Here is a 23,352-nt window from a genome sequence, read left to right as displayed (position 1 = left end):
CCTCCCCGAATCACGCCGGTCTGCGAGAGGATCGACGGAAGGCGCGTACTGGGCGCCGATCGACGTGTGTGGTTGAATACGGGTAGATGTCTCGATATCGAGAGATCTGATCGCCCGCGACAGATCACCCGCCGAGGCAGCGATGACGAACGCGGATGACTCAACGCGAAGGAGCACAGGGTGAGCCAAGACAGCTTCCAGGCCAAGGGCACTCTCGAGGCGGGTGGAAAGACGGTCGAGATCTACCGACTGTCCGCCGTCGAGGGAGCCGAGACCCTTCCGTACAGCCTCAAGGTCCTGCTCGAGAACCTGCTGCGCACGGAGGACGGCGCCAACATCACGGCCGATCACGTCCGCGCGCTCGCGCAGTGGGACGCCGATGCCGAGCCCGACACGGAGATCCAGTTCACGCCGGCCCGCGTCATCATGCAGGACTTCACCGGCGTGCCCTGCATCGTCGACCTCGCCACCATGCGTGAGGCGGTGGAGGACCTGGGCGGCAGCGCCGAGAAGGTCAATCCGCTCTCGCCCGCCGAGCTGGTGATCGACCACTCGGTGCAGATCGACTCCTACGGGAGCAACCAGTCCTTCGAGCGCAACGTCGAGCTCGAGTACGAGCGCAACGGCGAGCGTTACCAGTTCCTGCGGTGGGGCCAGGGCGCGTTCGACGACTTCAAGGTCGTCCCGCCCGGCACCGGCATCGTCCACCAGGTCAACATCGAGCACCTCGCGCGCGTCGTCATGGAGCGTGACGGCGTCGCCTACCCCGACACCTGCGTGGGCACCGACAGCCACACCACCATGGAGAACGGCCTCGGCGTCCTCGGCTGGGGCGTCGGCGGCATCGAGGCCGAGGCCGCGATGCTCGGCCAGCCCGTCTCGATGCTCATCCCGCGGGTCGTCGGCTTCAAGATCACGGGCGAGATCCCGGCAGGCGTCACCGCCACCGACGTCGTGCTCACCATCACCGAGATGCTGCGCAAGCACGGTGTCGTGGGCAAGTTCGTCGAGTTCCACGGTGAGGGCGTCGCCTCGATCCCGCTGGCCAACCGCGCGACGATCGGCAACATGAGCCCGGAGTTCGGCTCCACCTGCGCGATCTTCCCGATCGACGACATCACCATGGAGTACCTGCGCCTCACCGGTCGCTCCGACGAGCAGGTCGCGCTCGTCGAGGCGTACGCCAAGGAGCAGGGCATGTGGCACGACCCCTCCCGGGAGCTGCGCTTCTCCGAGCACCTCGAGCTCGACCTGTCGACGGTCGTCCCGAGCATCGCCGGCCCCAAGCGCCCCCAGGACCGCATCCTGCTCTCGGAGGCCAAGGACTCCTTCCGCAAGGTGCTGCCGACCTACGTCAAGGGCGCCGAGGGCGACGACGGAGCAGCCTCGAGCTTCCCGGCCAGCGACCCCTCGCCCCAGGGCACCAAGGACGGGCTCAACGGCGGCTCCAAGCCGGCCGAGGACGGCGACGGTCATGACCGTCCGCACAAGGTCGTCACGCTGACCCGCGGCGATCAGTCCTTCGACATCGACCACGGCATCGTGTCGATCGCCTCGATCACGAGCTGCACGAACACCTCCAACCCTTCGGTGATGCTCGCGGCGGGTCTGCTCGCCAAGAACGCCTCCGAGAAGGGTCTGCGGGTCAAGCCGTGGGTCAAGACGTCGATGGCGCCGGGCTCCAAGGTCGTCACCGAGTACTACGAGAAGGCCGGGCTGTGGCCCGCGCTCAAGGACCTCGGCTACCACCTCGTCGGCTACGGCTGCACGACGTGCATCGGCAACTCCGGCCCGCTGCCCGAGGACATCTCGGCCGCGGTCAACGAGAACGACCTGGCCGTCACCTCGGTCCTGTCGGGTAACCGCAACTTCGAGGGTCGCATCAACCCCGACGTCAAGATGAACTACCTGGCCTCGCCGCCGCTGGTCGTCGCCTACGCCCTCGCCGGCACGATGGACTTCGACTTCGAGAACGAGGCCCTGGGTCAGGACGCCGACGGCAACGACGTGTTCCTGCGCGACATCTGGCCCTCGGCCGAGGACGTGCAGACGACGATCGACTCCTCGATCGACCGCGACATGTTCGTCACCCAGTACGCCGACGTCTTCGCCGGCGACGACCGCTGGAAGAACCTCGACACCCCCGAGGGCAACACCTTCGAGTGGGACTCCGAGTCGACCTACGTGCGCAAGCCCCCGTACTTCGAGGGCATGACGATGGAGCTCACGCCGGTCGAGGACATCTCCGGTGCGCGGGTGCTCGCCAAGCTGGGCGACTCGGTCACCACCGACCACATCAGCCCGGCCGGCTCGATCAAGGCCGACAGCCCGGCGGGTGTCTACCTCGCCGAGAAGGGCGTGGACCGCAAGGACTTCAACTCCTATGGCAGCCGTCGTGGCAACCACGAGGTCATGATCCGCGGCACCTTCGCCAACATCCGGTTGAAGAACATGCTGCTCGACGGTGTCGAGGGCGGCTTCACCCGCAACTTCCTCGACGGTGGCGAGCAGACGACGATCTACCAGGCGGCGGAGGCCTACCAGGAGGCCGGCGTGCCGCTGGTGATCCTCTCGGGCAAGGAGTACGGCTCGGGATCCTCGCGTGACTGGGCCGCCAAGGGCACGCGTCTGCTGGGCGTCAAGGCAGTTATCGCCGAGTCCTACGAGCGCATCCATCGCTCCAACCTCATCGGGATGGGCGTGCTGCCCCTGCAGTTCCCCGAGGGCGAGAGCGCCGACAGCCTCGGCCTGGACGGCACCGAGACCTTCGACATCAGCGGCATCACCGAGCTGAACGAGGGCAGGACGCCGAAGACGGTCAAGGTCACCGCGAGCAAGGAGGGCGGCGAGAACATCGAGTTCGACGCGGTCGTCCGCATCGACACCCCCGGTGAGCGTGACTACTACCTCAACGACGGCATCCTGCAGTACGTGCTGCGCAACCTCGTCGACGCCTGAGAACCCACCGCACGCGACATGCCCGCCCCGGGACTCCGAGTGAGTCCCGGGGCGGTGTGCATCCGGTATCTTGCGGTGCACGGTAGTCGCGCGGTACCTTGTGACGCATGACAGGTCAGGAGCTGCGGGGTGAGCGGGCGCTGACGCAGTTGCGTCGCGGCGTCCTCGAGCATGCCGTCCTCGCGCTGCTCGCCGACCGTGAGCGGTACGGCTACGACCTCGTCACCGAGCTGTCCGATGCCGGCCTGGTGGCGAGCGAGGGGAGCGTCTATCCGCTCCTGAGTCGCCTGCGCAAGGAGGACCTCGTGCAGACGACGTGGCGGGAGTCCGAGTCGGGCCCCGCCCGGCGCTACTACCGGCTCAGCCCCGCAGGCGAGGCCGCCCTGGCCGAGTTCCGGGTCGCCTGGACGCAGTTCAGCACCTCCGTCGACGCCGTGCTCACCGGGCACGCCGAACGAAAGGACCGGTCATGAGGACCGACACGTCACATCCGTTGGTGGTCGCCTACCTCGCCCGGCTGCGTGAATCGGCGGCCCTCCTGCCGCCCGAGGACGCGGCGGACCTGGTCGCGGACATCACCGAGCATCTCGACGCGGCACTCGGGGAGATCGATCCCGCCGCGCACGACGCGGACGACCGGGTGCGCAGCGTGCTCGACCGGCTCGGCGAGCCGTCGACCCTCGTGGCGGCCGCCGCATCGTCGTCGGAGGGCGCCGCCAGGGCGGTGACGCCGGGACGTGATCCGGTTCCGGGCGCCCGATGGGCGGTCGTGCTCCTGTTCGCGGCGGGGTTGTTTTCGGTCGCGTGGCCGATCGCCGGGGTGGCCTGGGTGATCGGCCTGGTGCTGTTCGTCCGGAGCGCGGCATGGACGGGGGGCGAGAAGACCTGGGGCGGGCTGATCCTCGGGAGCGCGTTCCCCCTGGGCGTCGTGGTGTGGGGGATCGCGGGCCTCGCGATGTTCTTCACGACCGCTCAGGAGGAATGCGTGTACGTGAACGGCGGAGAGGTCTGCAACGGCGGGTCGGTCTCGCCCATGCCGAGCGAGCTCGTCCTCGGCGTGCTCGTCGTGCTCGTCCCGCTCGTCGTGCAGGCCGTCACCGCCGTCGTCCTGTTCCGCCGGGCCCGGAGCCGATGACTCCCTGACTCGCGCACGGCCTAGCCCGGGACGTCGGCGGCGGGCGTCTCCGGGGAGTCGGGGGTCCACCGGGGCAGTCGGCCGGTGACGGTGGCCCGCAGGTCGGGGTCGTCGGCCAGGCGGGCGCAGACCTCGATCACGTCGCCCTCGAGCGCCGAGGACAGCTCGGGAACCCGCGCCAGTTCGGCGAAGAGTCGCTCCTGGGTGGTGAGGGCGAGGGGCTCCGGCGTGCCGACCACGCCGTGCCGGGACACGTACAGGTCGACGTCCTCGGGGTGCAGGGCGGTGTCGGCGTGGAGGTCGCCGCCCACCGAGGAGACGGTGACGCGTTCGTAGTTGGGCTCGGTCGCGTCGAGCTCGGCCAACGCGGCCGCCTCCAGCCATGAGACCATCACGGGCGTGCGGGCCCCCGGGTAGGGGTAGGGCGCGGCCGCGATGTATCCGGCGAGGCTGACGTGAGCCGAGTGCCCGACGGCCAGGTGGGTCATCACCGCGGGCAGCAGGGGGATCCGCGCCTCCGGCAGCTTGGCGGCGAGCACGGCGGGCGCGGCGTTGGACCCCACGGCCACCACGGCACGTCGACCCTGCAGATCGAGGCTCCGAAGCGGATCGGCGTGCGCGCGGAACCGGCCGCGGTCGAGGAGCCCGGCCGCCGGCGTCGACGTCCACGGGTAGTCGTGGGGGAGCCGCTTCATGTCTCCATGATCCTCCCGGTCCCGCAGCCGCGTGACGACGCTGCCCATCGGAGCCGAAAAGCGTCAGGCGACCGTGCTCAGGGGGACACCGGTGTGGTGCATCGCCACGAGCTGCCCACCGATCTCGTGGACGTCGATGTGCAGGCCGAAGACGTCCGCGAGGACACTCGAGGTCATGATCTGCCCACACCCGCCGTCGGCGACGATGTGCCCGTCGCGCAGGGCGACGATGCGGTCGGAGTACGCGGCGGCGACGTTGATGTCGTGGACGACCATGACGACGGTCTTGCCGAGTTCGTCGGCGGCGCGCCGCACCAGCCGCATCATCGAAGCGGCGTGCGCCATGTCGAGGTTGTTGAGCGGCTCGTCCAGCAGCAGGTGGTCGGTGTCCTGGGCGATGGTCATCGCGACGAAGGCCCGCTGCCGCTGACCGCCGGAGAGCTGGTCGAGGAACCGGTTGCGGAACGCGCCGAGGTCGAGGAACTCCAGCGCCCGCTCCACGTGCTGCCGATCCTCGCGCGTGACCCGCCCGCCGGTGTGCGGGAACCGGCCGAAGGTGACGAGCTCCTCGACCCGCAGCCGCGCCGTCAGATGGTTCTCCTGCCGCAGGATCGCCAGGGTGCGTGCCAGGTCGCGGCGGGAGGCGGTGGCCACGTCGAGGCCCCCGACCTCGATGTGACCCGAGGTCGGCCGCAGCAGGCGGCCGATGATCGTCAGCAGGGTCGACTTGCCCGCGCCGTTCGCGCCGACGAGCGAGGTGACACCGCCGGAGGGGATCTCGCCCGACACCGGCCCGAGGACCGTGAGGTCCCCGTAGGTCTTGGTGACGTCGGTGAAGCGGATCACAGACTTCTCCTTCTCAGCAGGAGGAACAAGAAACAGATGCCGCCCACGAACTCGATGATCGTCGTGAGGAACCCCGCCGCGTAGAACACATGCTGCAGCAGGAACTGGCCGCCCGCGAGGGCGATGACACCGAGAGCGGTCGCCATGGGCACGACCGCGACGTGACGGTAGGTGCCGGTGAGCTGGTAGGCGAGGGTGGCGATGACGAACCCGAAGAAGGTGAGCGGACCGATCAGGGCCGTCGAGAACGAGATGAGGACCGCGACGAGGATGAGCGCGAGCGTCATCTCACGGCGGTGCTCCACGCCGATGCCCAGGGCGGTGTCCCTCCCGAGGATCAACGCGTCCAGGGTGTGCCGGCGGTTCCACGCCACCCCGCCGGCGAGGGCGCAGACAGCGAAGGCGAGGGGGAGCTGAGCGGGATCGACGTCGGTGATCCGGCCGAACAGCTCCACCGAGAGCAGGTCGTAGTCCGTCGGGTGCAGCAGCCGCTCGAGAAAGGTGGAGATGCTGCGGAAGGCCATCCCGATGACGACGCCGACCAGCAGCAGCACGTGCATGCTGCCGAACGTCCCGGAGAACAGCCACCGGTAGAGCACGAGGGCGAACGCGATCATCGTCGCCGTCTGGGCGAGCAGCATGGCGGTGCCGTCGAGGTCGGTGAGGATCATGCCGCCGAAGACGGTGACCAGCACCGTCTGGATCAGGACGAACAGGCTGTCGAACCCCATGATCGAGGGGGTGAGGATGCGGTTGTCGGTGACCGTGTGGAAGAGCACCGTGGCCAGGGCCTGGGCGAACGCCGCCACGAGGATGGCCCCGGCGGTCGGGAACCGCAGCGAGAACGCGAACTCGAGCGGACCGACGACGAACGCGAACAGGTAGGCGGCCAGGGCGGCCAGCGCCACCGCCCAGGCGATGCCGACCCGCACCCACGGGCGCGCGGGGCGATCCTGCCGGTTCGGGCGTGACCGCAGGCCGGGCCGGCGGGGGCTTCGGTGGACTCATGCACTGACACGGGCGCGGTTCCTCACGACGATGGCGATGAAGACGCACGCGCCGACCACGCCGAGGATCACCGAGGCGGGGATCTCCATCGGGGCGATGACGGTGCGTCCGATCAGGTCGCAGACGAGCAGCAGGACGGTGCCGGTGAGCGCGACCCAGGGGAGGTTGCGGCGCAGGTCGTCGCCCAGCAGCATCGACACGAGGTTGGGCACGATGAGTCCGAGGAAGGGGATGAATCCGACGACGACGGAGGTGATTCCGGTGGCCAGCGCCACGAGGACGGTGCCGAAGAGCACGACGGCGCGGTAGTTGAGGCCGAGGTTGGTGGCGGTCTCCTCACCCAGGCCCGCGACGGTGAACCGGTCGGCCGCGATCCACGCGATGATCGAGATGACGACGACGGCCCACAAGGGCTCGTAGAACCCCTCGACGATGGAGTTGAACCCGCCTGAGCGCCACGCCGACATCGACTGCAGCAGGTTGAACCGGCCGGCGAGGAAGGTCGAGATTGCTCCGACGACGGCGCCGAGCATGATGCCGGCCAGGGGAGGACGACGGAGTCGCGCACCGCGATCCGGCGCATGATCGCGAGGAACGCCAGGGTCCCGAGGAACGCGCAGGTGCTGGCCAGGACCATCCGGGCCATGACCGGCGCGCCGGGCCAGAGGATGAAGGTCAGCAGGATGCCGAGGCCCGCCCAGTCGCTCGTGCCGGCGGTGGTGGGCTCGACGAACCGGTTCTGCGTGATCATCTGCATGATGACCCCGCAGACGCTCATGGCGGTGGCGGCGAACACCAGCGCCAGGGTGCGGGGGACGCGGGAGATGAGGAACATCCGCAGCTGTTCGGGGTCCGAGGCGAGCTCGGAGAACCGGATGTCGTACCCGCCCACGAACAGTGAGGTGACGGTCAGGGAGGCCGCCGCGATGCACAGCCCCACCAGCAACAGCCGGACAGCGATGCGTCGAGGACGGCCGAGAGCGGCCGGCGTGATCGCCGGCCGCTCGTCGGTGGTGCTCGCGGTCATCAGGAGGTGGCGGTCGCGGATGCGCCGAGGACCTCGGCGATCTTGGTGTAGGCGTCGGTGTAGGCCTGGATGCCCTCGGTGACGTAGAAGTTGTCGGCGAGGTAGATCACCGCGTCGTTCTTGGTGAACGTCGTGTTGGCCCAGGCCTTCTGCGCGGCCACGGTCTGGCTGGCGGGGGTGGCGGTGTCACGCGTGGTGGAGGTGGCCGCGTCGCGGTCCATGACGATCATGACGTCGGGGTCTGCCTGCGCCACCGTCTCCGGGGCGAGGCCGGAGTCCTGGTGGATGGACTCGCTGTCGGCCTTGGTCCCGAACACGTCGGTCATCTCCAGCGGCTGCAGGAGCACGCCGATGCGTCCGGCGGCGTTGTCGATCTTGCCGCCGTTGTGGTTGGCGAGGAACACCTTCTGGCCCGAGGTCTTCTCGGCTGCGGCGGCGACGGCCTTGTCGAGGCCCGCGACGAGCTGGTCGGCCTGCTCCTTCTTGCCGAAGATCTCGCCCAGGCTGTTCGTCTGCTTCTTGAGGGCGTCGACGTAGCCGTCCTTCTCGGTGCTCGGCGCGAGGTCGATGACGGGGGCGAGCTTCTGCAGGTCGGGGGTGACCTTCTCGAAGCGCTTGCCGCCGACGATGAGGTCGGGCTTGGCCTGGGCGATGACCTCGAGCTTGGGCTCGCGGTGGGTGCCGACGTCGAGGATCGCGGTGTTGTCGGCCCAGGCCTTCATGTTCGCCGGGAGGAGCTGCTTGGGGGCGGCCACCGGCGTGATGCCGAAGGCCTGGAGCGTCTCGAAGGCGGTGCTGTCGAGGGCGACGACACGCTGGGGGTTGGCCGGCACCTCGACCGTGCCGTTGTTCGCCTCGACCTTGACCGTGCCCGCCTCACCCGCGGGCGACTGTGCGGCCGCGTCGGCGCCACCCGATCCCGCTCCGCCTGCCTGGCCACCGCATCCGGCGAGGGTGAGGGCGAGGATCGTGGTGATCACGGTGGGGGTGACGACGCGACGCATCGAGGACTCCGATCGAGAGGATGAATGAAGCAGTTAGGCAACGCTAACCTAACGGCGGGTGTGAATCGAGCCGGGGGTGCACCCCAGATCTCCGGTCGTCCGGGCTCCTCCCGGTTCTTCCGGGCTAGGCTCGGTCCCTCCCACGACGAAGGAGTCGCGATGCCCGCCACCCCCGCCCGCCACGTCGGCCATGGCCCCCGCACGGTCTTCTGGCTCCACGGGTGGTTCGGGTCCGCCACCGCCTGGGGTGAGGTCCCACGATCCCTCGACCCCGAGGCGGCCACGCACGTCTTCCTCGACTACCGCGGTCACGGGCAGCGACGGGACGAGCCGGGGGAGTACACCCTGGCCGAGATCGCCGGTGACGTGCTCGCGGAGGCCGACCGTCGCGACGCGCCGCGGTTCTCGCTCGTCGGCCACTCGATGGGTGGTGGAGCGGCCCTGCGGGTCGTCGCCGACGCGCCCGAAAGGGTCGAGGCGCTCATCGGCATCAGCCCCACCGGGCCCACCCCGACGCCCTTCGACGAGCGGGCGCGGGGGTTGTTCTACGGCGCTCCCGCCGACCACGGTTCCCGCGCGGCGATCATCGACCTCACCACGGGCACCCGGCTCACGCAGACGTGGGTGCAGAGCGTGGTCTCCCACTCGGCGACGACGCGAGAGGAGGCCTTCGGGTCGCACCTGCGGGCCTGGGCCGAGGCCGACTTCGCCGAGGAACTGCGTGAGGCGGTGCAGCGCGTGGCGGGGCTGCCGGCGATGGTCGTCGTCGGCGGCCACGACCCGGCCCTGGGCGAGGAGACGATCCGCGCCACCTGGGGTGAGTTCTGGCCGGACCTGCGCATCGAGGTGTTGCCCGACGCCGGGCACTACGGACCGGACGAGGCTCCCGTGCGGGTGGCCACGCTGGTCGACGCCTTCCTCGAGCAGACGCGCGAGCGAGCTCAGGCCGGTTCGTCCGGAACGTGAGCGGCGGCCTGCCCGTCCTCACGCAGACGCGCCCGGAGCCGCTGCGCGGCCTGGTCCATCATCGCCGCGTCCGGGTCGGAATCGGCGTTGCGGAAGTCGTAGTCGGCCGGTGACCACGTGGGCCAGACGTGCAGGTGCAGGTGGTCGACCTCGAAGCCCTGAATGATGAGACCGGGTCGGGCGCAGTCGAACTCGGCCTGTTGGGCTTGACCGATGATCTGCGCCACCCGGCTGAGGTGGACGAACAGGTCGGGGTTGGCGTCGATCCACCGGTCGACTTCGTGCCGGGGCACCACCAGCGTGTGTCCGGGCTGCAGCGGCGCCGCGGACAGGAAGGCGACGCACCTCTCGTCCGACCAGACGAACCGGCCGGGGATCTCTCCGTCGATGATGCGGCTGAAGATCGTCGTCATGGCGCCACCCTAGACGGGCGGCCGCGTCCTTCGGGAGGGTCGTCGGTGCCCTGCGGCATCCTGGAGGGGTGAACGACTCGCGGACGCCACCGGGCTGGCCGGTCGGGGTGCCCCCGGCCGGAACCCCCGGGTGGGAGCAGGCCGCCACCGAATGGCTGCTCGACCAGTGTCCGGCCGACCACCGGGGGCAGCCGGTGTGGCGGCGGCAGCCCGTCGCGCTGGCCTGGATCGCCAGACACCACGTCGACGCGCAGGTCGAGGCGATGCGCACCTGCTATCGCACGGCCCGCGTCGGCCTCGGGGATCACCTCGAACCCGAGGTGATCCCCGAGGTGCTGGCCGCGCTCGAGGCCGAAGGTCTGCGCCTGCGGGCGGTGGCCCGGGCCACCGAGCTCGTGTCCGACGCGCTCCGCGGCAAGACCTACGTGCCCCGGCTCTAGGGGCGTGTCTCTCAATTCGCTACAAAGTGACATCCGCAGTGCGCGCCCCGCGGCATGTCCCTGTGTAAAGCAAGTCTTGACGCCATAGCCTTGTAAAGGTAACCTTTACGAGTGGAACTTCGCGATTCAGCGCGCAAGCACGGGATCACGGATGACGAGGTCGAATAGGCATGGCACAACGCGATGAGAGTCATCGAATACGAGTACGACGGGGAAGACCGCCTCTTGGTGATCGGCGCCGATCAGCACGGTCGGCTGCTCGAGCTCGTGGCAGTGCCCGCCGACCGGCCAACACGCGTCATTCACGCAGATCTACTGAGACCGAAGTTCTACGACTACCTGAGATGAGGTGAGAGCGATGACTGTGACGCACGACGACTCCACTGGACTGGACCGGCTCGATGTCGGCGCGCACCCGGCGCGCGACGCGGTCCACTTCCGACGAATCCTGGCTGCCCGCAAGGGCGTCGCGGACGCCGAGCAGGAACTCCGCGATGCAGTGAGTGCAGCCCGAGAAGCTGGAGACTCCTGGACCATCATCGGTGCCGCACTCGACACCACCCGCCAGGCCGCCTACCAACGCTTCGGTCGCGACTGATCGCCGCCGCGGCAAGAGCGTGCGTTGGTCCCCGCGGGGGACAGTGCGCTCCGGGAGGGTTCAGGTGTCTGCACGGTGTGGGCGGTCTGCGGATCGGTGGCGGGCCGGCCAACACGGCATCAGGGTGGTGCGGGGCCGGCCCGCCCCTTCGCGGGGGACGCGCAGGGCGGCGAGCAGGTAGGGGAACATCTGGGAGTCGCTGCCCTGCCCCGGCCCGCGGCGATGACCATCGGACGGCCCTTACCGTCACACAACTGATGAACCTTGGTCGACAGCCCTCCGCGGGAGCGACCGATCGCGTGATCACCCGGCTCGGGAAACTGCTTCATGTCATTCGCTGGATCCCCCGCGAGGCGGGTGGTGTTCGTTGCGTGCTGGTGCGCGCGAGCGATGGTGGAGTCCACGGCGACATCCCCATCGATCTCACCAGCAGCGTCCGCCCTTCCCAGCAAGGCGGTCAGGACCTTGTCCCACGTCCCGTCACCAGCGAAGAGGCGGTGGCGTTTCCACACGGTCTGCCACGGTCCGAACTCCCGCGGCAGGTCGCGCCTGGCGATCCCGGTCCGGTACCGGTAGATGATCACCTCGACCACGAGACGGTGATCACGAGAACGCCGGCCCCGCCGCCCATCGCAGGACGGCATGAACGGCTCGATCAACTCCCACTCGGCATCAGACAGCACCCGCATCCGCGACATGCCCCCCACCCTCACCCGCGGTCACGCAGGCATTTGAGAGACACGCCTTAGGTGTCGACCCCGACCCCGGTCAGCCAGTGTTCTGCAGGCCGGCGGCGGCGCCGTTGACCGTGAGCAGCAGCGCGTGGCTCCACGCGGCACGGTCGGGGCGCTCACCGGCGCGGGGGTCGGCCGGCAGACGCAGCACGCGCAGCGCCTTGTGCTGGAGGTGGCTGAGGGCGTCGATGTACGGCTGCCGCAGACCGACCGCCGTCTGCAGGTGCGGCTTGCGCTCCAGCAGCTCGCTCTGGTCCAGCACCTGCAGCACGAGCTGTCGGGACAGGTCGTACTCGGTGAGGATCTGGTAGGCGAGGTCGGGCCGGTCGCCGAGGGCGAGGAACCGCTCCGCCAACGCCCGGTCGGCCTTGGCCAGGCTCATCTCGGCGACGTCGATCATCGAGGCGAACAGCGGCCACTCGGCGTACGCGCGGCGCAGTTGCTCGACGTCGCCCATGGCCGCGAGTCCACTGCCGATGCCGTACCAGCCGGGGAGGTTGACCCGGGTCTGCGCCCAGGAGAACACCCAGGGGATCGCGCGCAGGTCGTCCAGGCTGCGGCCGTAGTCGGTGCCGCTGCGACGTGTGGGCCGTGAGCCCAGGCGCAGGTCACCGATCTCGTCCAGAGGGCTCACGGCCGCGATGAGGTCGGCGAATCCGTCCTGCGTGACGAGCGCCCGGTAGCAGCCGCGGCTCTGCGCGTCGATCACCGAGCCCAGCTCGCGATAGCGCTCGGCGGCCTCCTCCCGCTCCGTCGCCACGTCGGGCGCGTCGGCGAGCAGCACGGCGGAGGTCAGGCGCTCCAGGTGGCGCTGGGCGATCATCACGTCGCCGTAGCGGGCGAAGATCACCTCGCCCTGTTCGGTGACCTTGAAGCGGCCGTCCACCGATCCGCTCGGCTGGGCCATGATCGCGCGGTGCAGGGGCCGCCGCCGCGTCCCAGGGAGCCGCCGCGGCCGTGGAAGAGGGTGAGTTCGACCTCGGCCTGCGCCGCCCAGTCCACGAGTTCACGCTCGGCCCGGTCGAGGGTCAGCGTGGCGCTGGCCGGTCCGACGTCCTTGGCCGAGTCGGAGTACCCGACCATGACCTCGATGCGGCGGCCGCGCGCGTCCCAGTGCTCGCGGGTGCCGGTGAGCCCGGCGAGGTCGGCGAGGATCGACGGCGCGTTGGCCAGGTCCTCGCCGGTCTCGAAGAGCGGGATGACCTCGAGGGCCGGTGGGCGGTCGCCGCCGGCCAGCCGGGCCAGGGCCCGCACCGCGGCGAGGTCGGCCGCCCGCCGCGTGAAGCTGACGATGTAGCGCCCGCAACTGCGCTCGCCCCAGCGGTTCTGCAGCCACGCGATCACCCGGATGGTGTCGAGGACCTCACGGCCGATGTCGGTCGTCGGCTGCACGTGCCGCGGCCAACCCTCCCGGGCCAGACGGTCGAGGAACTCGGCGTCCGCGGCGGCCGCTGCCGGGTCCGCCACGTGCTCGGGACCGAGCTGCTCGAACAGATCGATGAGAACCCGCTCGTGGACGTGGCTGTGCTGGCGCACCTCGAGCTCGGCGAGGTGGAAACCGAAGGTCTCCACCAGCCAGATGAGGCTCTGCAGTTCGCCTCGGGCGCTGCGGTGGTCGCCCGCGGCGACGAGACTCTCGCGGATGAGACGCAGGTCGGCCAGCATCTCCTCCGGGCCGGCGTAGGCGAGGCCCACCCGCTCGGCCAGGGTCGCCTCGACGCGCGCGGCCACCACGAGCAGCTTCTGCCGGTGCGGCTCGCCGGGGAGTTCTTGACGATCTCGGCGAACTCCACCGGCATGGCCACCGCGTCGGCCTCGAGTGCCGCGAGCAACGAGTCCGACGGTGGGGTGGTCCGCACGTCCATGGTCAGCGTGCGGGCGACGCGGTCGGCGTGCCCGGCGAGCAGGGTGAGGGCCTCACGGGCCTGGGTGGCGAGGGTCTCGCGCGTGACGGCCGCCGTGACGTAGGGGTTTCCGTCGCGGTCGCCGCCGACCCACGTGCCGAAACGCACGAAGGCCGGCACCCGCCCGCTGCTGCGTCCGCTGTCGCCCGGCAGGGCGGCCTCGACCGCCCGGTACAGGCGCGGGACGGCCCGGAACAGGGTCTGGTCGAAGACCGACAGGATGGTCTTGACCTCGTCGCGGGGCTCGGGACGATCCCGCCGCAGCGTGGAGGTGCGCTGGAGGATGTCGATCTCCTCGAGCAGCCGGCGCCGGGCGTGCGCCCGCTCGGAGGCGCCGTTGTGCGGGTCGTCGTGACGGTCGAGCTGCTGGGCCATGCGCACCAGCGCGGAGGTGACGGCGCGGCGCCGCGCCTCGGTCGGGTGGGCGGTGAGCACCGGGTGGATCCGCAAGGACGACAACCGGGTCAGGATCGAGGTGTCGCCCCGGGACAACTCGGCCAACGCCGAGGAGACGCCACCGGCCTCCACGCCGCCGGTGAACTCGCCGTCCTCGGCCCGCAGCGAGCGGGCCCGGCGGCGTTCGTCGACGAGGTTCGTCAGGTGCAGGTGGACGGTGACGGCGTGCGCGACCTCGGCGGTCGTCGCGGCGTCGAGTCCGTCGACGATGACGTCCGCGGCCGACCCCCGGCGGCCGCTGTCGGGCTCGCGGCAGGCGTCGACCAGCTCGCGCACGGTGCGGACCAGGACGGCGCCGCCCGCCTCGTGGAGGACCTGTTCGTGGAGTTCGGTGAGAAGGTCGAGATCGCTGCGCAGGGCCTCGGACTCCGAGGCGCCCAGGACGGGTGCGTTCGTGGGCATGGCCTCAGTCTAGGAACCCCGGGCGGGGGCACGTCGGGGCCTCTCGCCCCGCTGGCGGGACGCCGCGTTCAGCCGTGATCCAGCCTCCGCCCATGTCACCCCGTCGAAGACCACGTATGGTCGCCTGATCGACACGTCGTGGAAGGACTGACCGTTGAGCCTGCTCGCCTCCATCTCGAAACCTGCGGACCTGGATTCCCTGTCGCAGGCTCAACTCGACCAACTGGCCGACGAGATCCGCGCTTTCCTCGTGGAGTCCGTCTCCCGCACCGGCGGCCACCTCGGCCCCAACCTCGGTGTCGTCGAACTGACGATGGCCGTGCACCTGGTCTTCGAATCGCCGCGTGACTCCATCGTGTTCGACACCGGACACATCGGCTACGTGCACAAGCTGCTCACCGGCCGGCAGGACTTCGACCACCTGCGCTCCCGCGGCGGACTGTCGGGCTACCCCAGCCGTGCCGAGTCCGAGCACGACATCGTCGAGAACTCCCACGCCTCGACCTCGCTGGCCTGGGCCGAGGGCATCGCCAAAGGACGCCGGCTGGCCGGTGAGACCGGCACGAGCACCGTGGCGGTCATCGGCGACGGCGCCCTCACCGGCGGCATGGCCTGGGAGGCCCTCAACGACATCGCCGCCCACAAGGATCTGCCGCTGGTCATCGTCGTCAACGACAACGAGCGCTCCTACGCGCCCACGACCGGCGGGCTGGCCGAGCACCTCGCGGTCCTGCGCGCCACCCGCAGTTACGAACAGGTCCTGTCGTGGGGGCGCCGCACCATCTCCAGCGCCCCGGTCGTCGGGCAGCGGGCCTTCGAGGCGCTGCACGGGATGAAGAAGGGGCTCAAGGACATCATCGCGCCCCAGGTGCTGTTCGAGGACCTCGGCCTCAAGTACCTCGGGCCCTTCGACGGGCACGACATCTCCGCCCTCACCACCGCCCTGCGGCGCGCGCGTGACTTCGGCGGGCCCGTCATCGTCCACGCCATCACCGAGAAGGGCCGCGGGTACGAACACGCCCGCAACCACGTCGACGACCAGTTCCACGCCGTCGGCGTCATCAACCCCGAGACGGGCCTGCCGCTCGAGATCGCCGGCCGCAGCTGGACCGAGAACTTCTCCGAGACCCTCTGCGAGATCGGCCGGGAGCGGGAGGACGTCGTCGCCGTGACGGCCGCGATGCTCATCCCCGTCGGGTTGCGCGACTTCGCCCAGGCCTACCCCGACCGCGTCTTCGACGTCGGCATCGCCGAGCAACACGCCACGACGATGGCCGCCGGCCTCTCGTTCGCCGGGCGGCACCCCGTCGTCGCCATCTACTCCACGTTCCTCAACCGCGCCTTCGACCAGGTGCTCATGGACTGCGCCCTGCACCGTCAGGGCGTCACGTTCGTCCTCGACCGCGCCGGCGTCACCGGCAGCGACGGCGCCTCGCACAACGGGATGTGGGACTTCGCCCTCACCTCGATCGTGCCCGGCATCCGGGTCGCGGCGCCGCGGGACGGCGAGCAGACCTCGATCGCGCTGCGCGAGGCCGTCGACGTCTCGGACGGGCCGACGCTCCTGCGCTTCCCCAAGGGCTCCGAGCCGCGGCCCGTGCCGGCCGTCGCCCGCCGCGGCACCCTGGACGTCCTGGCGCGCCACCCCGCCCCGGAGGGTCAGGCGCAGCAGGTGCAGGACGCCCGCGTCGAGATCGAGGACGTGCCCTCACTCGCCCTGGACGAGCCGGTCGACGTGCTGCTCGTCGGCGTCGGAGCCATGGCACAGGTCGCCGTGGACGCCGCGTCCGTCATCGCCGATTCCGGTGCGTCGGTGCAGGTCGTCGACCCGCGCTGGGTGCTGCCCATCTCCGAGGACCTCCTCACCGCGGCGCGCTCCGCACGGTACGTCGGAGTGATCGAGGACCACGTCGCCGCCAACGGCATCGGATCGGCCCTGGCCGCAGCCCTCGCCGAGACCGGCGAACCGCTGGCCGTCCACCGCTTCGGGCTGCCCAAGGAGTTCCTCGACCACGCCGGTCGCAACGAGATCCTCGCCGACGCCGGCCTCACTGCACCCGTCGTCGCCGAGAAGGTCGTCGCCGTGCTCCACCCGGCGCTGCTCTGAGCGCAGAGCAGCCCCGGGTGGGTGACGTCAGATGTCGCGGAACGTCTCGACCGTGGCGCCCAGGGCGTTGAGCCGTTGCGCCAGGTCCTCGTAGCCGCGGTTGATGACGTACACGTTGCGCAGCACCGAGGTGCCGGGGGCGGCCAGCATGGCGATGAGCACGACCACGCCCGGGCGCAGCGCCGGCGGGCAGATGACCTCGGCGGCGCGCCACCGGGTCGGGCCGTCGATCAGCACGCGGTGCGGGTCGAGCAGCTGTACCTTGGCGCCCACCTTGGTGAGCTCGGTGAGGTAGATCGCGCGGTTCTCGTACACCCAGTCGTGGATCATCGTGCGGCCCTGCGCCGAGGCGGCGATGAGCGCGAAGAACGGCAGGTTGTCGATGTTGAGGCCGGGGAAGGGCATCGGGTGGATCTTGTCGATCGGCGCCTTGAGCGGACCGGGGCGCGTGGTCAGATCCACCAGGCGCGTCTCGCCGTTGGCCGAGCAGTACTCCTCGGACAGGTCGTACTGCATGCCCATCTCGCTGAGCAGGGCCAGTTCGATCTCGAGGAACTCCACCGGAACCCGGCGGATCGTGATCTCCGACTTGGTCACGACGGCGGCGGCGAGCAGGCTCATCGCTTCGATGGGGTCCTCGCTGGGGGAGTACTCCACGTCGACGTCGATGACGCTCTTGCCGCGCACCGTGAGCGTCGTCGTGCCGATGCCCTCGATCTCCACGCCCAGCTTCTGCAGGTAGAAGCACAGGTCCTGGACCATGTAGTTGGGGCTGGCGTTGCGGATGATCGTCTGCCCGTCGTGGCGGGCGGCAGCCATGAGGGCGTTCTCGGTGACCGTGTCGCCGCGCTCGGTGAGCACGATCGCGCGGGTGGGGCCGTCGCCGAGGTTGACCCTGGCGTGGTATTGCCCGGTCGTCGCCTCCACGTTGAGTCCGAAGTGGCGCAGCGCCGTCATGTGCGGCTCGATCGTGCGCGACCCCAGGTCGCAGCCACCGGCGTAGGGCAGCTCGAAGGAGTCGAACTCGTGCAGCAGCGGACCGAAGAACATGATGATCGTGCGAGTGCGGCGCGCGGCGTCCTGGTCCATGGCCGCGAGGTCGAGCTGCGCGGGCGGGATGATCTCCAGGTCACTGCTGTCGGGCAGCCACCGGGTGCGCACCCCGATGCTCGAGAGGACCTCGAGGATGCGGTTGACCTCCTCGATGCGCGCGATGTTGCGCAAGGTGGTGCGACCCTTGTTGAGCAGCGAGGCGCACAGCAGCGCGACGGCCGCGTTCTTGCTGGTCTTGACGTCGATGGACCCCTGGAGCTTGGTCCCGCCCTCGATCCGCAGGTGCTGCGGGCCGGAGGTGCCGAGGGAGACGAACTCGGAGTCGAGGTTCTCGCCGATCCGGGACAGCATCTCCAGGCTGAGGTTCTGCTTGCCCTGTTCGATGCGGACGACGGCGCTCTGGCTCGTGCCGAGCAGGTCGGCGAGTTCGTTCTGGGTCATCCCCTGGTGCCTCCGTGCTTCTCGGATGAGCGTTCCGATGCGGGCCAGGTAGTCCTCTGTCATGGAAATCAGCGTAACTCACATGTGAGATAATGAGGGAAAAGGGTGCGCTCGTGTCGCGCCCGCGTCGCTCTCGGGTGGTCATGGACGATCGACCTAGTTTGCCATGACCGTCGCCCGTTCTCGCATCGGGGCACGCCGAACGGCGGGCTGCAAGCACATCACAGCCCGCCGTCGCGGTCGAAAGCGCCCCTCGTCGGGGGCCGGCTCAGGCCGGCAGACTCGCCACCCCGACGGGCAGGAAGCGCTGCCCGGTGACCTTCTCGGCGACGCCGCTGCGGTCGAGCAGCGGGGTGAGGCCGCCGTTCCAGAACTGGAAACCGGCGCCGGTGATCATGCCGAGGTCCAGATCCATGGGGGCCTGCACCACGCCCTCGTCGAGCATGAGGCGCGCCTCCTCGGCGAGTCCGCTGAGGACCTGCTCGCGCACCTGCTCGGCCGTGAGCGGGTTCTTGTCGGCACCGTTGGCGTCGTACAAGGCCTGGATCTCGGGGTCGAGGACCTGCTCGCCGTCCCGGTCGACGTAGAACGACGGCTTCTTCATCTCGACGATCCTGCGGAACGTGTCTGAGACGGAGAAGCGGTCGGGGAAGGCGGCCGCGAGGGTCTCGTTGTTGTGCAACGCGATCGCCGGGCCGACCAGGCCCATGAGCTGGAAGGGCGGCATCGGCGAGATGCCGGCGAACCCGGCGTCGGCGACCTCCACCGGCGTGCCCTCGTCGACGATGCGCGACATGTCGCTCATGAACCGGCCGAGCAGGCGGTTGACGATGAAGCTGGGGGAGTCCTGGACCAGGATCGTCGTCTTCTTGAGCTTCTTGCCGGTGGCGAACGCCGTGGCCAGGGTCTCGTCGTCGGTCTTCTCACCGGAGATGATCTCCAGCAGTGGCATGACCGCCACCGGGTTGAAGAAGTGGAAGCCGACCAGCCGCTCGGGGTGCGCCAGCTCCGAGGCCATCTCGGTGATCGACAGCGAGGAGGTGTTCGTCGCCAGCACGCACTCACCGGAGACCACGGCCTCGACCTCGGCCCACACCTGCTTCTTGACCGACATCTCCTCGAAGACGGCCTCGATGACGAACTGGGCGTCGGCGAAGCCGTCCTTGCTCGTCGACCCGGTGATGAGGGCCTTGAGACGGTTGAGCTTGTCGCCGGACAGCCGGCCCTTGGCGGCCAGCTTGTCGAGTTCGCCGTGCACGTACTCGACGCCCTTGTCGACGCGCGCCTGATCGAGGTCGGTCATGACGACCGGGACCTCGAGGCGCCGGATGAACAGCAGCGCGAGCTGGCTCGCCATGAGCCCGGCCCCGACGATCCCGACCTTGGTGACCTTGCGGGCCAGGGACTTGTCGGGGGCCCCGGCCGGACGCTTGGCGCGTCGCTGGACCAGGTCGAAGGCGTACAGGCCGGCCCGGACCTCCTCGCCCATGAGCAGATCGGCGAGGCCGTCGTTCTCCTGCTCGAACCCCTCGGCCTTCGTCGACGTGCGGGCCGCCGAGATGATGTCCAGGGCCCGGTAGGGGGCGGGGGAGTAGCCGCCGGTGCGGGCATCGGCGATGGCGCGGCCCGCGGCCACGGCCGCCTCCCAGGCGGATTCGTCGCCGTCGACCTCCGGCCGGTCGATCACGATCGAGCCGTCGATGACGCCCTCGGCCCAGCGCAGGGAGCGCATGAGGAAGTCGGCGGGCTCGAACAGTTCGTCGAAGAGCCCGAGTGCGTGGGCCTTGGCCCCGTTGATCATGCGGTTCTGCGAGAGGGCGTTCTCGACGATGAGCGTCACGGCCTTCTGGGGCCCCACGAGGTTGGGGGTCAGCCAGCAGCCGCCCCATCCGGGCAGCAGTCCGAGGAAGCACTCGGGGAAGGCGATCATGCCCACGTCGCCGGAGACGGTGCGGTAGTCGCAGTTGAGCGCGATCTCCAGCCCGCCTCCGAGGGCGGCCCCGTTGACGAACGCGAAACTGGGCACACCGAGTTCGCCGAACCTGGCGAACACCTCGTGGCCGAGTTCGGTGATGGCCCGGGCCTGCGCACGTTCGCGGACGGCGCTGATGCCCGACAGGTCGGCGCCGACGGCGAAGACGAACGGCTTACCGGTGATGCCGACGCCGACGATCTCACCCGCCTCGACGCGCGTCTTCAGCTCCTCCAGTGCCTTTCCCACGCCGGCGACGGTCTGGGGGCCGAGCGTCGTCGGCCGGGTGTGGTCGAAACCGTTGTCGAGGGTGATGAGCGCGAAGGTGCCACCGCCGCCCGGCAACTCGACGTCACGGACGATGCTCCTGGCGACGACCTCGTCGGGAAAGGTCTCGGCGAAGTTCGTGGTGGATGCGGCGGTGGTCATCGGGAGGCCTCCGTGGTCGACGCAGAGATGCTGGGGACGTACTCGCTGTGGTGGGGGTTCTCCCAGATGACCGCGACACCCATGCCGATACCGATGCACATCGTCGTCATGCCGTAGCGGACCTCGGGGCTCTCCTCGAACTGGCGGGCGAGGTTGCTGCACAACCGGATACCGGAGCTCGCGAGCGGGTGCCCCACGGCGATCGCGCCGCCGTAGCGGTTGACCTTGGGCGAGTCGTCGGGGATGCCGAAGTGGTCGAGGAAGGCCAGCACCTGCACGGCGAAGGCCTCGTTGATCTCGAAGAGACCGATGTCGTCGATGGCGAGGCCGGCCTGGGCCAGGGCCTTCTCGGCGGCGGGCACCGGGCCGTAGCCCATGACCTCGGGCTCGCAGCCGACGAAGCTCCAGGTGACCAGGCGCATCTTGGCGCGAAGGCCCAGCTCGTGGGCCGCCTTCTCGGAGGCGATGATGCACGCCGTGGCGCCGTCGTTGAGGCCGGCGCTGTTGCCCGCCGTGACCCGGCCGTGAGGACGGAACGGGGTCTTGAGGGAGGCGAGCGCCTCCATCGTGACGCCGGCGCGCGGGGGCTCGTCCTTGGTGGCCAGGCCCCAGCCGAGCTCCTCGGTACGCACCGACACCGGCACGAGGTCGGGCTGGATCGACCCGGCCTGGTAGGCGGCCTCGGTCTTGTCCTGGCTGGCCTTGGCGTAGGCGTCGCTGCGTTCCTTGGTCAGGTGCGGGAACCGGTCGTGGAGGTTCTCCGCGGTGTTGCCCATCGAGAGCGCCTCGGGGTCGACCAGCTTCTCCGAGAGCAGCCGCGGGTTGGGGTCCATGCCCTCGCCCATGGGGTGACGGCCCATGTGCTCCACGCCCGCCGCGATGGCGACGTCGATCGCGCCGAAGCCGATGGCGCCGGCCGCGGTGGTCAGCGCGGTCATCGCGCCGGCGCACATGCGGTCGATGGAGTAGCCCGGCGTCGTCTGCGGGATGCCGGAGAGGAGGACGGCCAGGCGCCCGAGGGTCAGGCCCTGGTCGCCGATCTGGGTCGTGGCGGCCACGGCGAGTTCGCCGATGCGCTCCGGGGGCAGGTCGGGGTTGCGGCGAAGGAGTTCGCGGATGCAGGCGACGACGAGATCGTCCGCCCGGGTCTGGGCGTACAGGCCCTTGTCTCCCGCCTTGCCGAACGGTGTGCGCACACCGTCGACGAAGACGACCTCTGCTCGTGACACGGAAGGCCTCCTACAGGCTCGGGGCATGCGTCATCGCATGCGGAGTCATGTCCCGCCCTATATTACTGGTCGGTATCACCGTTGTCGCGGTGGCGGCAGAGAGCTGAGACACGTCGGGCTCCTCCCGCGTGGTTCAGTCGGCCTCCGCCTGCGCGAACGCCGTGGCGATCAGGGGGGCTGCGATGTCGACCTGCCAGGGGCGGGCGCCCAGATCGGTGAGGGCGATGCCGACCGATGCCTCGTCGAGGTCGGCCGGTGGGGTCCAGACGACCCGTCGCAACGTGTCGGGGGTGAGGAGGTTCTCCACCGGGAGGGACCGCTCCTGCGCCACCGCGGCGAGCGACTCACGTGCCATGGCCAGGCGGGCCGCGGCCAGGGGGTCACGATCGGCCCAGACCTTGGGTTGCGGTGGGCCCTGACTCGGCAGCGAGGTGGGCGGCAGCTCGTCGTCAGGGAGGGCCAGCGCGCGGCGGACCGCGTCGACCCACACCATCGGCTGCCGTTTGACCGCCTTGTGACTCGAGGCGGCCAGCGCCTCACCGGCCTCGGTGGGGGCGGCGGTGACGAGCGCGACGAGCACCGCGTCGGGGGCGATGCGGCCGGGGGAGATATCCCGCTTGCGCGCGAGGTCGTCACGGGCGTACCAGAGTTCGCGCAGGATGGCCGCCGTGCGGGGCGAGCGCAGCCGGCGCAGCCCCGAGACCCGGCGCCACGGATCGACCCGGACCGGGTGACCGGTGAACGAGGTGAGGGCGGCGAACTCCTGGCGGGCCCACTCGCCCTTACCCTGCTGCTCGAGATCGACGGCCATGGCCTCGCGCACCTCGACCAGGCACTCGACGTCGAGCGCGGCGTAGCGCAGCCAGTCCTCGGGCAGGGGGCGGGTCGACCAGTCGACGGCCGAGTGCTCCTTGGCCAGGGAGAATCCCAGGTAGTGCTCGATGACGGCGGCGAGTCCGACGCGGGGCAGGCCGGCGAGGCGGGCGCCGAGTTCGGTGTCGAACAAGGCGTTCGGGGAGAGACCGACCTCGCGCAGGCACCCGAGGTCCTGGGTGGAGGCGTGCAGGATCCACTCGACCCCCTGCGTGGCCTCCTGGACGGGGGTGAGGTCGGGACAACCGATCGGATCGATGAGCCAGGTACCCGAGCCCTGCCGGCGGACCTGCACCAGGTAGGCCCGCTGGCCGTAGCGGTACCCCGAGGCGCGTTCGGCGTCGATCGCCAGGGGGCCCGTTCCGGCGCGCAACGCGGCGGCCGCCTCGAGCAGGTGGCGTTCGTCCTCGACCACGTCGGGCAGTCCGTCGGCAGGTTGGGTGAGGATCCGCGGTGCCGGCTTCTCGGCGGTGATGTCGTCGCCGGACGGGGCGACGTCCACGTCCTCGTCGGGCGGGTCGACCTCGGGGGCGTCGGGGACCTCGGGCGCGTCGGGGAGGTCGGCGGCGTCGTCGAGGTCGGGGGCGTCGTGCGCCGCGGGCGGTGGGGCCGAGGGGTACTCGGGTGCTGCGAAGGGATCGGTTAGATAGGACATCGGTGCT

The 23,352-nt window shown here is 70.1% G+C and carries 17 protein-coding genes and 4 pseudogenes; 7 read left to right on the top strand and 14 right to left on the bottom strand.

The window, feature by feature from the left end; genetic code table 11:
* Window positions 1–180: 180 nt before the first annotated feature.
* The 3 genes from acnA (at window position 181) to QQK49_RS08745 (ending at window position 4,093) form a co-directional block, all read left to right on the top strand.
* A complete protein-coding gene (acnA, locus tag QQK49_RS08755) occupies window positions 181–2,958 on the top strand; it encodes an aconitate hydratase AcnA (protein ID WP_284303580.1) in 2,778 nt (925 codons plus the stop codon).
* A gap of 107 nt (window positions 2,959–3,065) precedes the next feature.
* Complete coding sequence (locus tag QQK49_RS08750) at window positions 3,066–3,431, top strand: PadR family transcriptional regulator (RefSeq protein ID WP_284303579.1); 366 nt, start codon at window positions 3,066–3,068, stop codon at window positions 3,429–3,431.
* Window positions 3,428–4,093, top strand: a complete 666-nt coding sequence (locus QQK49_RS08745) for an HAAS signaling domain-containing protein (RefSeq protein WP_284303578.1) — start codon at window positions 3,428–3,430, stop codon at window positions 4,091–4,093. Before QQK49_RS08750 ends, QQK49_RS08745 begins: the two co-directional genes overlap by 4 nt.
* A 20-nt stretch (window positions 4,094–4,113) precedes the next feature.
* Here the strand turns inward: QQK49_RS08745 and QQK49_RS08740 are convergent, their stop codons facing one another.
* From QQK49_RS08740 to QQK49_RS08715, 6 genes and pseudogenes are all read right to left on the bottom strand, one after another.
* Complete coding sequence (locus tag QQK49_RS08740) at window positions 4,114–4,788, bottom strand: hypothetical protein (RefSeq protein ID WP_284303577.1); 675 nt, start codon at window positions 4,786–4,788, stop codon at window positions 4,114–4,116.
* A gap of 63 nt (window positions 4,789–4,851) precedes the next feature.
* Window positions 4,852–5,634 (bottom strand): iron ABC transporter ATP-binding protein, encoded by a 783-nt coding sequence (locus tag QQK49_RS08735; RefSeq protein ID WP_284303576.1) that lies wholly within the window; start codon window positions 5,632–5,634, stop codon window positions 4,852–4,854.
* Window positions 5,631–6,566 carry an iron chelate uptake ABC transporter family permease subunit gene (locus tag QQK49_RS08730; RefSeq protein WP_284303575.1) on the bottom strand — a complete coding sequence of 312 codons (936 nt, stop codon included), beginning with the start codon at window positions 6,564–6,566 and terminating at the stop codon, window positions 5,631–5,633. Before QQK49_RS08730 ends, QQK49_RS08735 begins: the two co-directional genes overlap by 4 nt.
* A 72-nt stretch (window positions 6,567–6,638) precedes the next feature.
* Window positions 6,639–7,175 carry an iron chelate uptake ABC transporter family permease subunit gene (locus QQK49_RS08725; protein WP_284303574.1) on the bottom strand — a complete coding sequence of 179 codons (537 nt, stop codon included), beginning with the start codon at window positions 7,173–7,175 and terminating at the stop codon, window positions 6,639–6,641.
* Between the two features lie 98 nt (window positions 7,176–7,273).
* A pseudogene (locus QQK49_RS08720) lies at window positions 7,274–7,669 on the bottom strand (iron chelate uptake ABC transporter family permease subunit); the annotation flags it as partial.
* The gene (locus tag QQK49_RS08715) at window positions 7,669–8,673 is read right to left on the bottom strand and encodes an ABC transporter substrate-binding protein (protein ID WP_284303573.1); all 1,005 of its coding nucleotides are present in this window, start codon (window positions 8,671–8,673) and stop codon (window positions 7,669–7,671) included. The gene QQK49_RS08715 and the pseudogene QQK49_RS08720, both read right to left, overlap by 1 nt.
* A 159-nt stretch (window positions 8,674–8,832) precedes the next feature.
* Between QQK49_RS08715 and QQK49_RS08710 the strand changes: the two genes are divergently transcribed.
* On the top strand, window positions 8,833–9,639 hold the full coding sequence (locus QQK49_RS08710) for an alpha/beta fold hydrolase (RefSeq protein ID WP_284303572.1): 807 nt from the start codon (window positions 8,833–8,835) through the stop codon (window positions 9,637–9,639).
* On the opposite strand, the gene QQK49_RS08705 is transcribed toward QQK49_RS08710, so the two are convergent.
* Window positions 9,615–10,052, bottom strand: coding sequence for an HIT family protein (locus tag QQK49_RS08705; protein WP_284303571.1), 438 nt, complete (start codon window positions 10,050–10,052; stop codon window positions 9,615–9,617). The two genes, QQK49_RS08710 and QQK49_RS08705, sit on opposite strands and share 25 nt — an antisense overlap.
* Before the next feature lie 68 nt (window positions 10,053–10,120).
* Here QQK49_RS08705 and QQK49_RS08700 point away from each other — a divergent pair, with 68 nt between their 5' ends.
* Together QQK49_RS08700 and QQK49_RS08695 are read left to right on the top strand one after the other, a co-directional pair.
* Window positions 10,121–10,492, top strand: a complete 372-nt coding sequence (locus QQK49_RS08700) for a hypothetical protein (RefSeq protein ID WP_284303570.1) — start codon at window positions 10,121–10,123, stop codon at window positions 10,490–10,492.
* A gap of 358 nt (window positions 10,493–10,850) precedes the next feature.
* Window positions 10,851–11,090, top strand: coding sequence for a hypothetical protein (locus QQK49_RS08695; RefSeq protein WP_284303569.1), 240 nt, complete (start codon window positions 10,851–10,853; stop codon window positions 11,088–11,090).
* Window positions 11,091–11,216: 126 nt separating this feature from the next.
* On the opposite strand, the pseudogene QQK49_RS08690 reads toward QQK49_RS08695, so the two are convergent.
* From QQK49_RS08690 to QQK49_RS08680, 3 pseudogenes are all read right to left on the bottom strand, one after another.
* Window positions 11,217–11,788: pseudogene (locus tag QQK49_RS08690) on the bottom strand (IS5 family transposase); the annotation flags it as partial.
* Window positions 11,789–11,858: 70 nt separating this feature from the next.
* Window positions 11,859–13,519, bottom strand: a pseudogene (locus QQK49_RS08685) (phosphoenolpyruvate carboxylase).
* Window positions 13,520–13,668: 149 nt separating this feature from the next.
* Window positions 13,669–14,586, bottom strand: a pseudogene (locus QQK49_RS08680) (phosphoenolpyruvate carboxylase); the annotation flags it as partial.
* 154 nt (window positions 14,587–14,740) lie between these two features.
* On the opposite strand from QQK49_RS08680, the gene dxs reads away from it, so the two are divergent.
* Window positions 14,741–16,693: a 1-deoxy-D-xylulose-5-phosphate synthase gene (gene dxs, locus QQK49_RS08675; RefSeq protein WP_284303568.1), complete on the top strand. Its 1,953-nt coding sequence runs from the start codon at window positions 14,741–14,743 to the stop codon at window positions 16,691–16,693.
* A 27-nt stretch (window positions 16,694–16,720) separates the two neighbouring features.
* On the opposite strand, the gene QQK49_RS08670 is transcribed toward dxs, so the two are convergent.
* The 4 genes from QQK49_RS08670 to QQK49_RS08655 all read right to left on the bottom strand — a co-directional run bounded on the left by QQK49_RS08670 (window position 16,721) and on the right by QQK49_RS08655 (window position 23,345).
* Window positions 16,721–18,250, bottom strand: coding sequence for a helix-turn-helix domain-containing protein (locus QQK49_RS08670; RefSeq protein ID WP_284303567.1), 1,530 nt, complete (start codon window positions 18,248–18,250; stop codon window positions 16,721–16,723).
* A 205-nt stretch (window positions 18,251–18,455) separates the two neighbouring features.
* A complete protein-coding gene (locus QQK49_RS08665) occupies window positions 18,456–20,588 on the bottom strand; it encodes a 3-hydroxyacyl-CoA dehydrogenase NAD-binding domain-containing protein (RefSeq protein WP_284303566.1) in 2,133 nt (710 codons plus the stop codon).
* Complete coding sequence (locus QQK49_RS08660; protein ID WP_284303565.1) at window positions 20,585–21,844, bottom strand: thiolase family protein; 1,260 nt, start codon at window positions 21,842–21,844, stop codon at window positions 20,585–20,587. Before QQK49_RS08660 ends, QQK49_RS08665 begins: the two co-directional genes overlap by 4 nt.
* A 106-nt stretch (window positions 21,845–21,950) precedes the next feature.
* Window positions 21,951–23,345: an HRDC domain-containing protein gene (locus QQK49_RS08655; RefSeq protein ID WP_284303564.1), complete on the bottom strand. Its 1,395-nt coding sequence runs from the start codon at window positions 23,343–23,345 to the stop codon at window positions 21,951–21,953.
* Between the last annotated feature and the right edge of the window lie 7 nt (window positions 23,346–23,352).

Source organism: Mobilicoccus caccae (assembly GCF_030161635.1).
Lineage (GTDB): Bacteria > Actinomycetota > Actinomycetes > Actinomycetales > Dermatophilaceae > Mobilicoccus > Mobilicoccus caccae.
Note: the sequence above shows the minus strand (reverse complement) of the source record. Positions and strands in the feature narration are given on the sequence as shown.

Coding starts and splice junctions, on each gene's coding strand:
- QQK49_RS08665 (WP_284303566.1), bottom strand. CDS start 20,588: ATGACCACCGCCGCATCCACCACGAACTTCGCCGAGACCTTTCCCGAC.
- QQK49_RS08705 (WP_284303571.1), bottom strand. CDS start 10,052: ATGACGACGATCTTCAGCCGCATCATCGACGGAGAGATCCCCGGCCGG.
- QQK49_RS08655 (WP_284303564.1), bottom strand. CDS start 23,345: ATGTCCTATCTAACCGATCCCTTCGCAGCACCCGAGTACCCCTCGGCC.
- QQK49_RS08750 (WP_284303579.1), top strand. CDS start 3,066: ATGACAGGTCAGGAGCTGCGGGGTGAGCGGGCGCTGACGCAGTTGCGT.
- QQK49_RS08660 (WP_284303565.1), bottom strand. CDS start 21,844: ATGCCCCGAGCCTGTAGGAGGCCTTCCGTGTCACGAGCAGAGGTCGTC.
- QQK49_RS08710 (WP_284303572.1), top strand. CDS start 8,833: ATGCCCGCCACCCCCGCCCGCCACGTCGGCCATGGCCCCCGCACGGTC.
- QQK49_RS08740 (WP_284303577.1), bottom strand. CDS start 4,788: ATGAAGCGGCTCCCCCACGACTACCCGTGGACGTCGACGCCGGCGGCC.
- QQK49_RS08670 (WP_284303567.1), bottom strand. CDS start 18,250: ATGACAGAGGACTACCTGGCCCGCATCGGAACGCTCATCCGAGAAGCA.
- QQK49_RS08695 (WP_284303569.1), top strand. CDS start 10,851: ATGACTGTGACGCACGACGACTCCACTGGACTGGACCGGCTCGATGTC.
- QQK49_RS08715 (WP_284303573.1), bottom strand. CDS start 8,673: ATGCGTCGCGTCGTCACCCCCACCGTGATCACCACGATCCTCGCCCTC.
- QQK49_RS08745 (WP_284303578.1), top strand. CDS start 3,428: ATGAGGACCGACACGTCACATCCGTTGGTGGTCGCCTACCTCGCCCGG.
- QQK49_RS08725 (WP_284303574.1), bottom strand. CDS start 7,175: ATGCTCGGCGCCGTCGTCGGAGCAATCTCGACCTTCCTCGCCGGCCGG.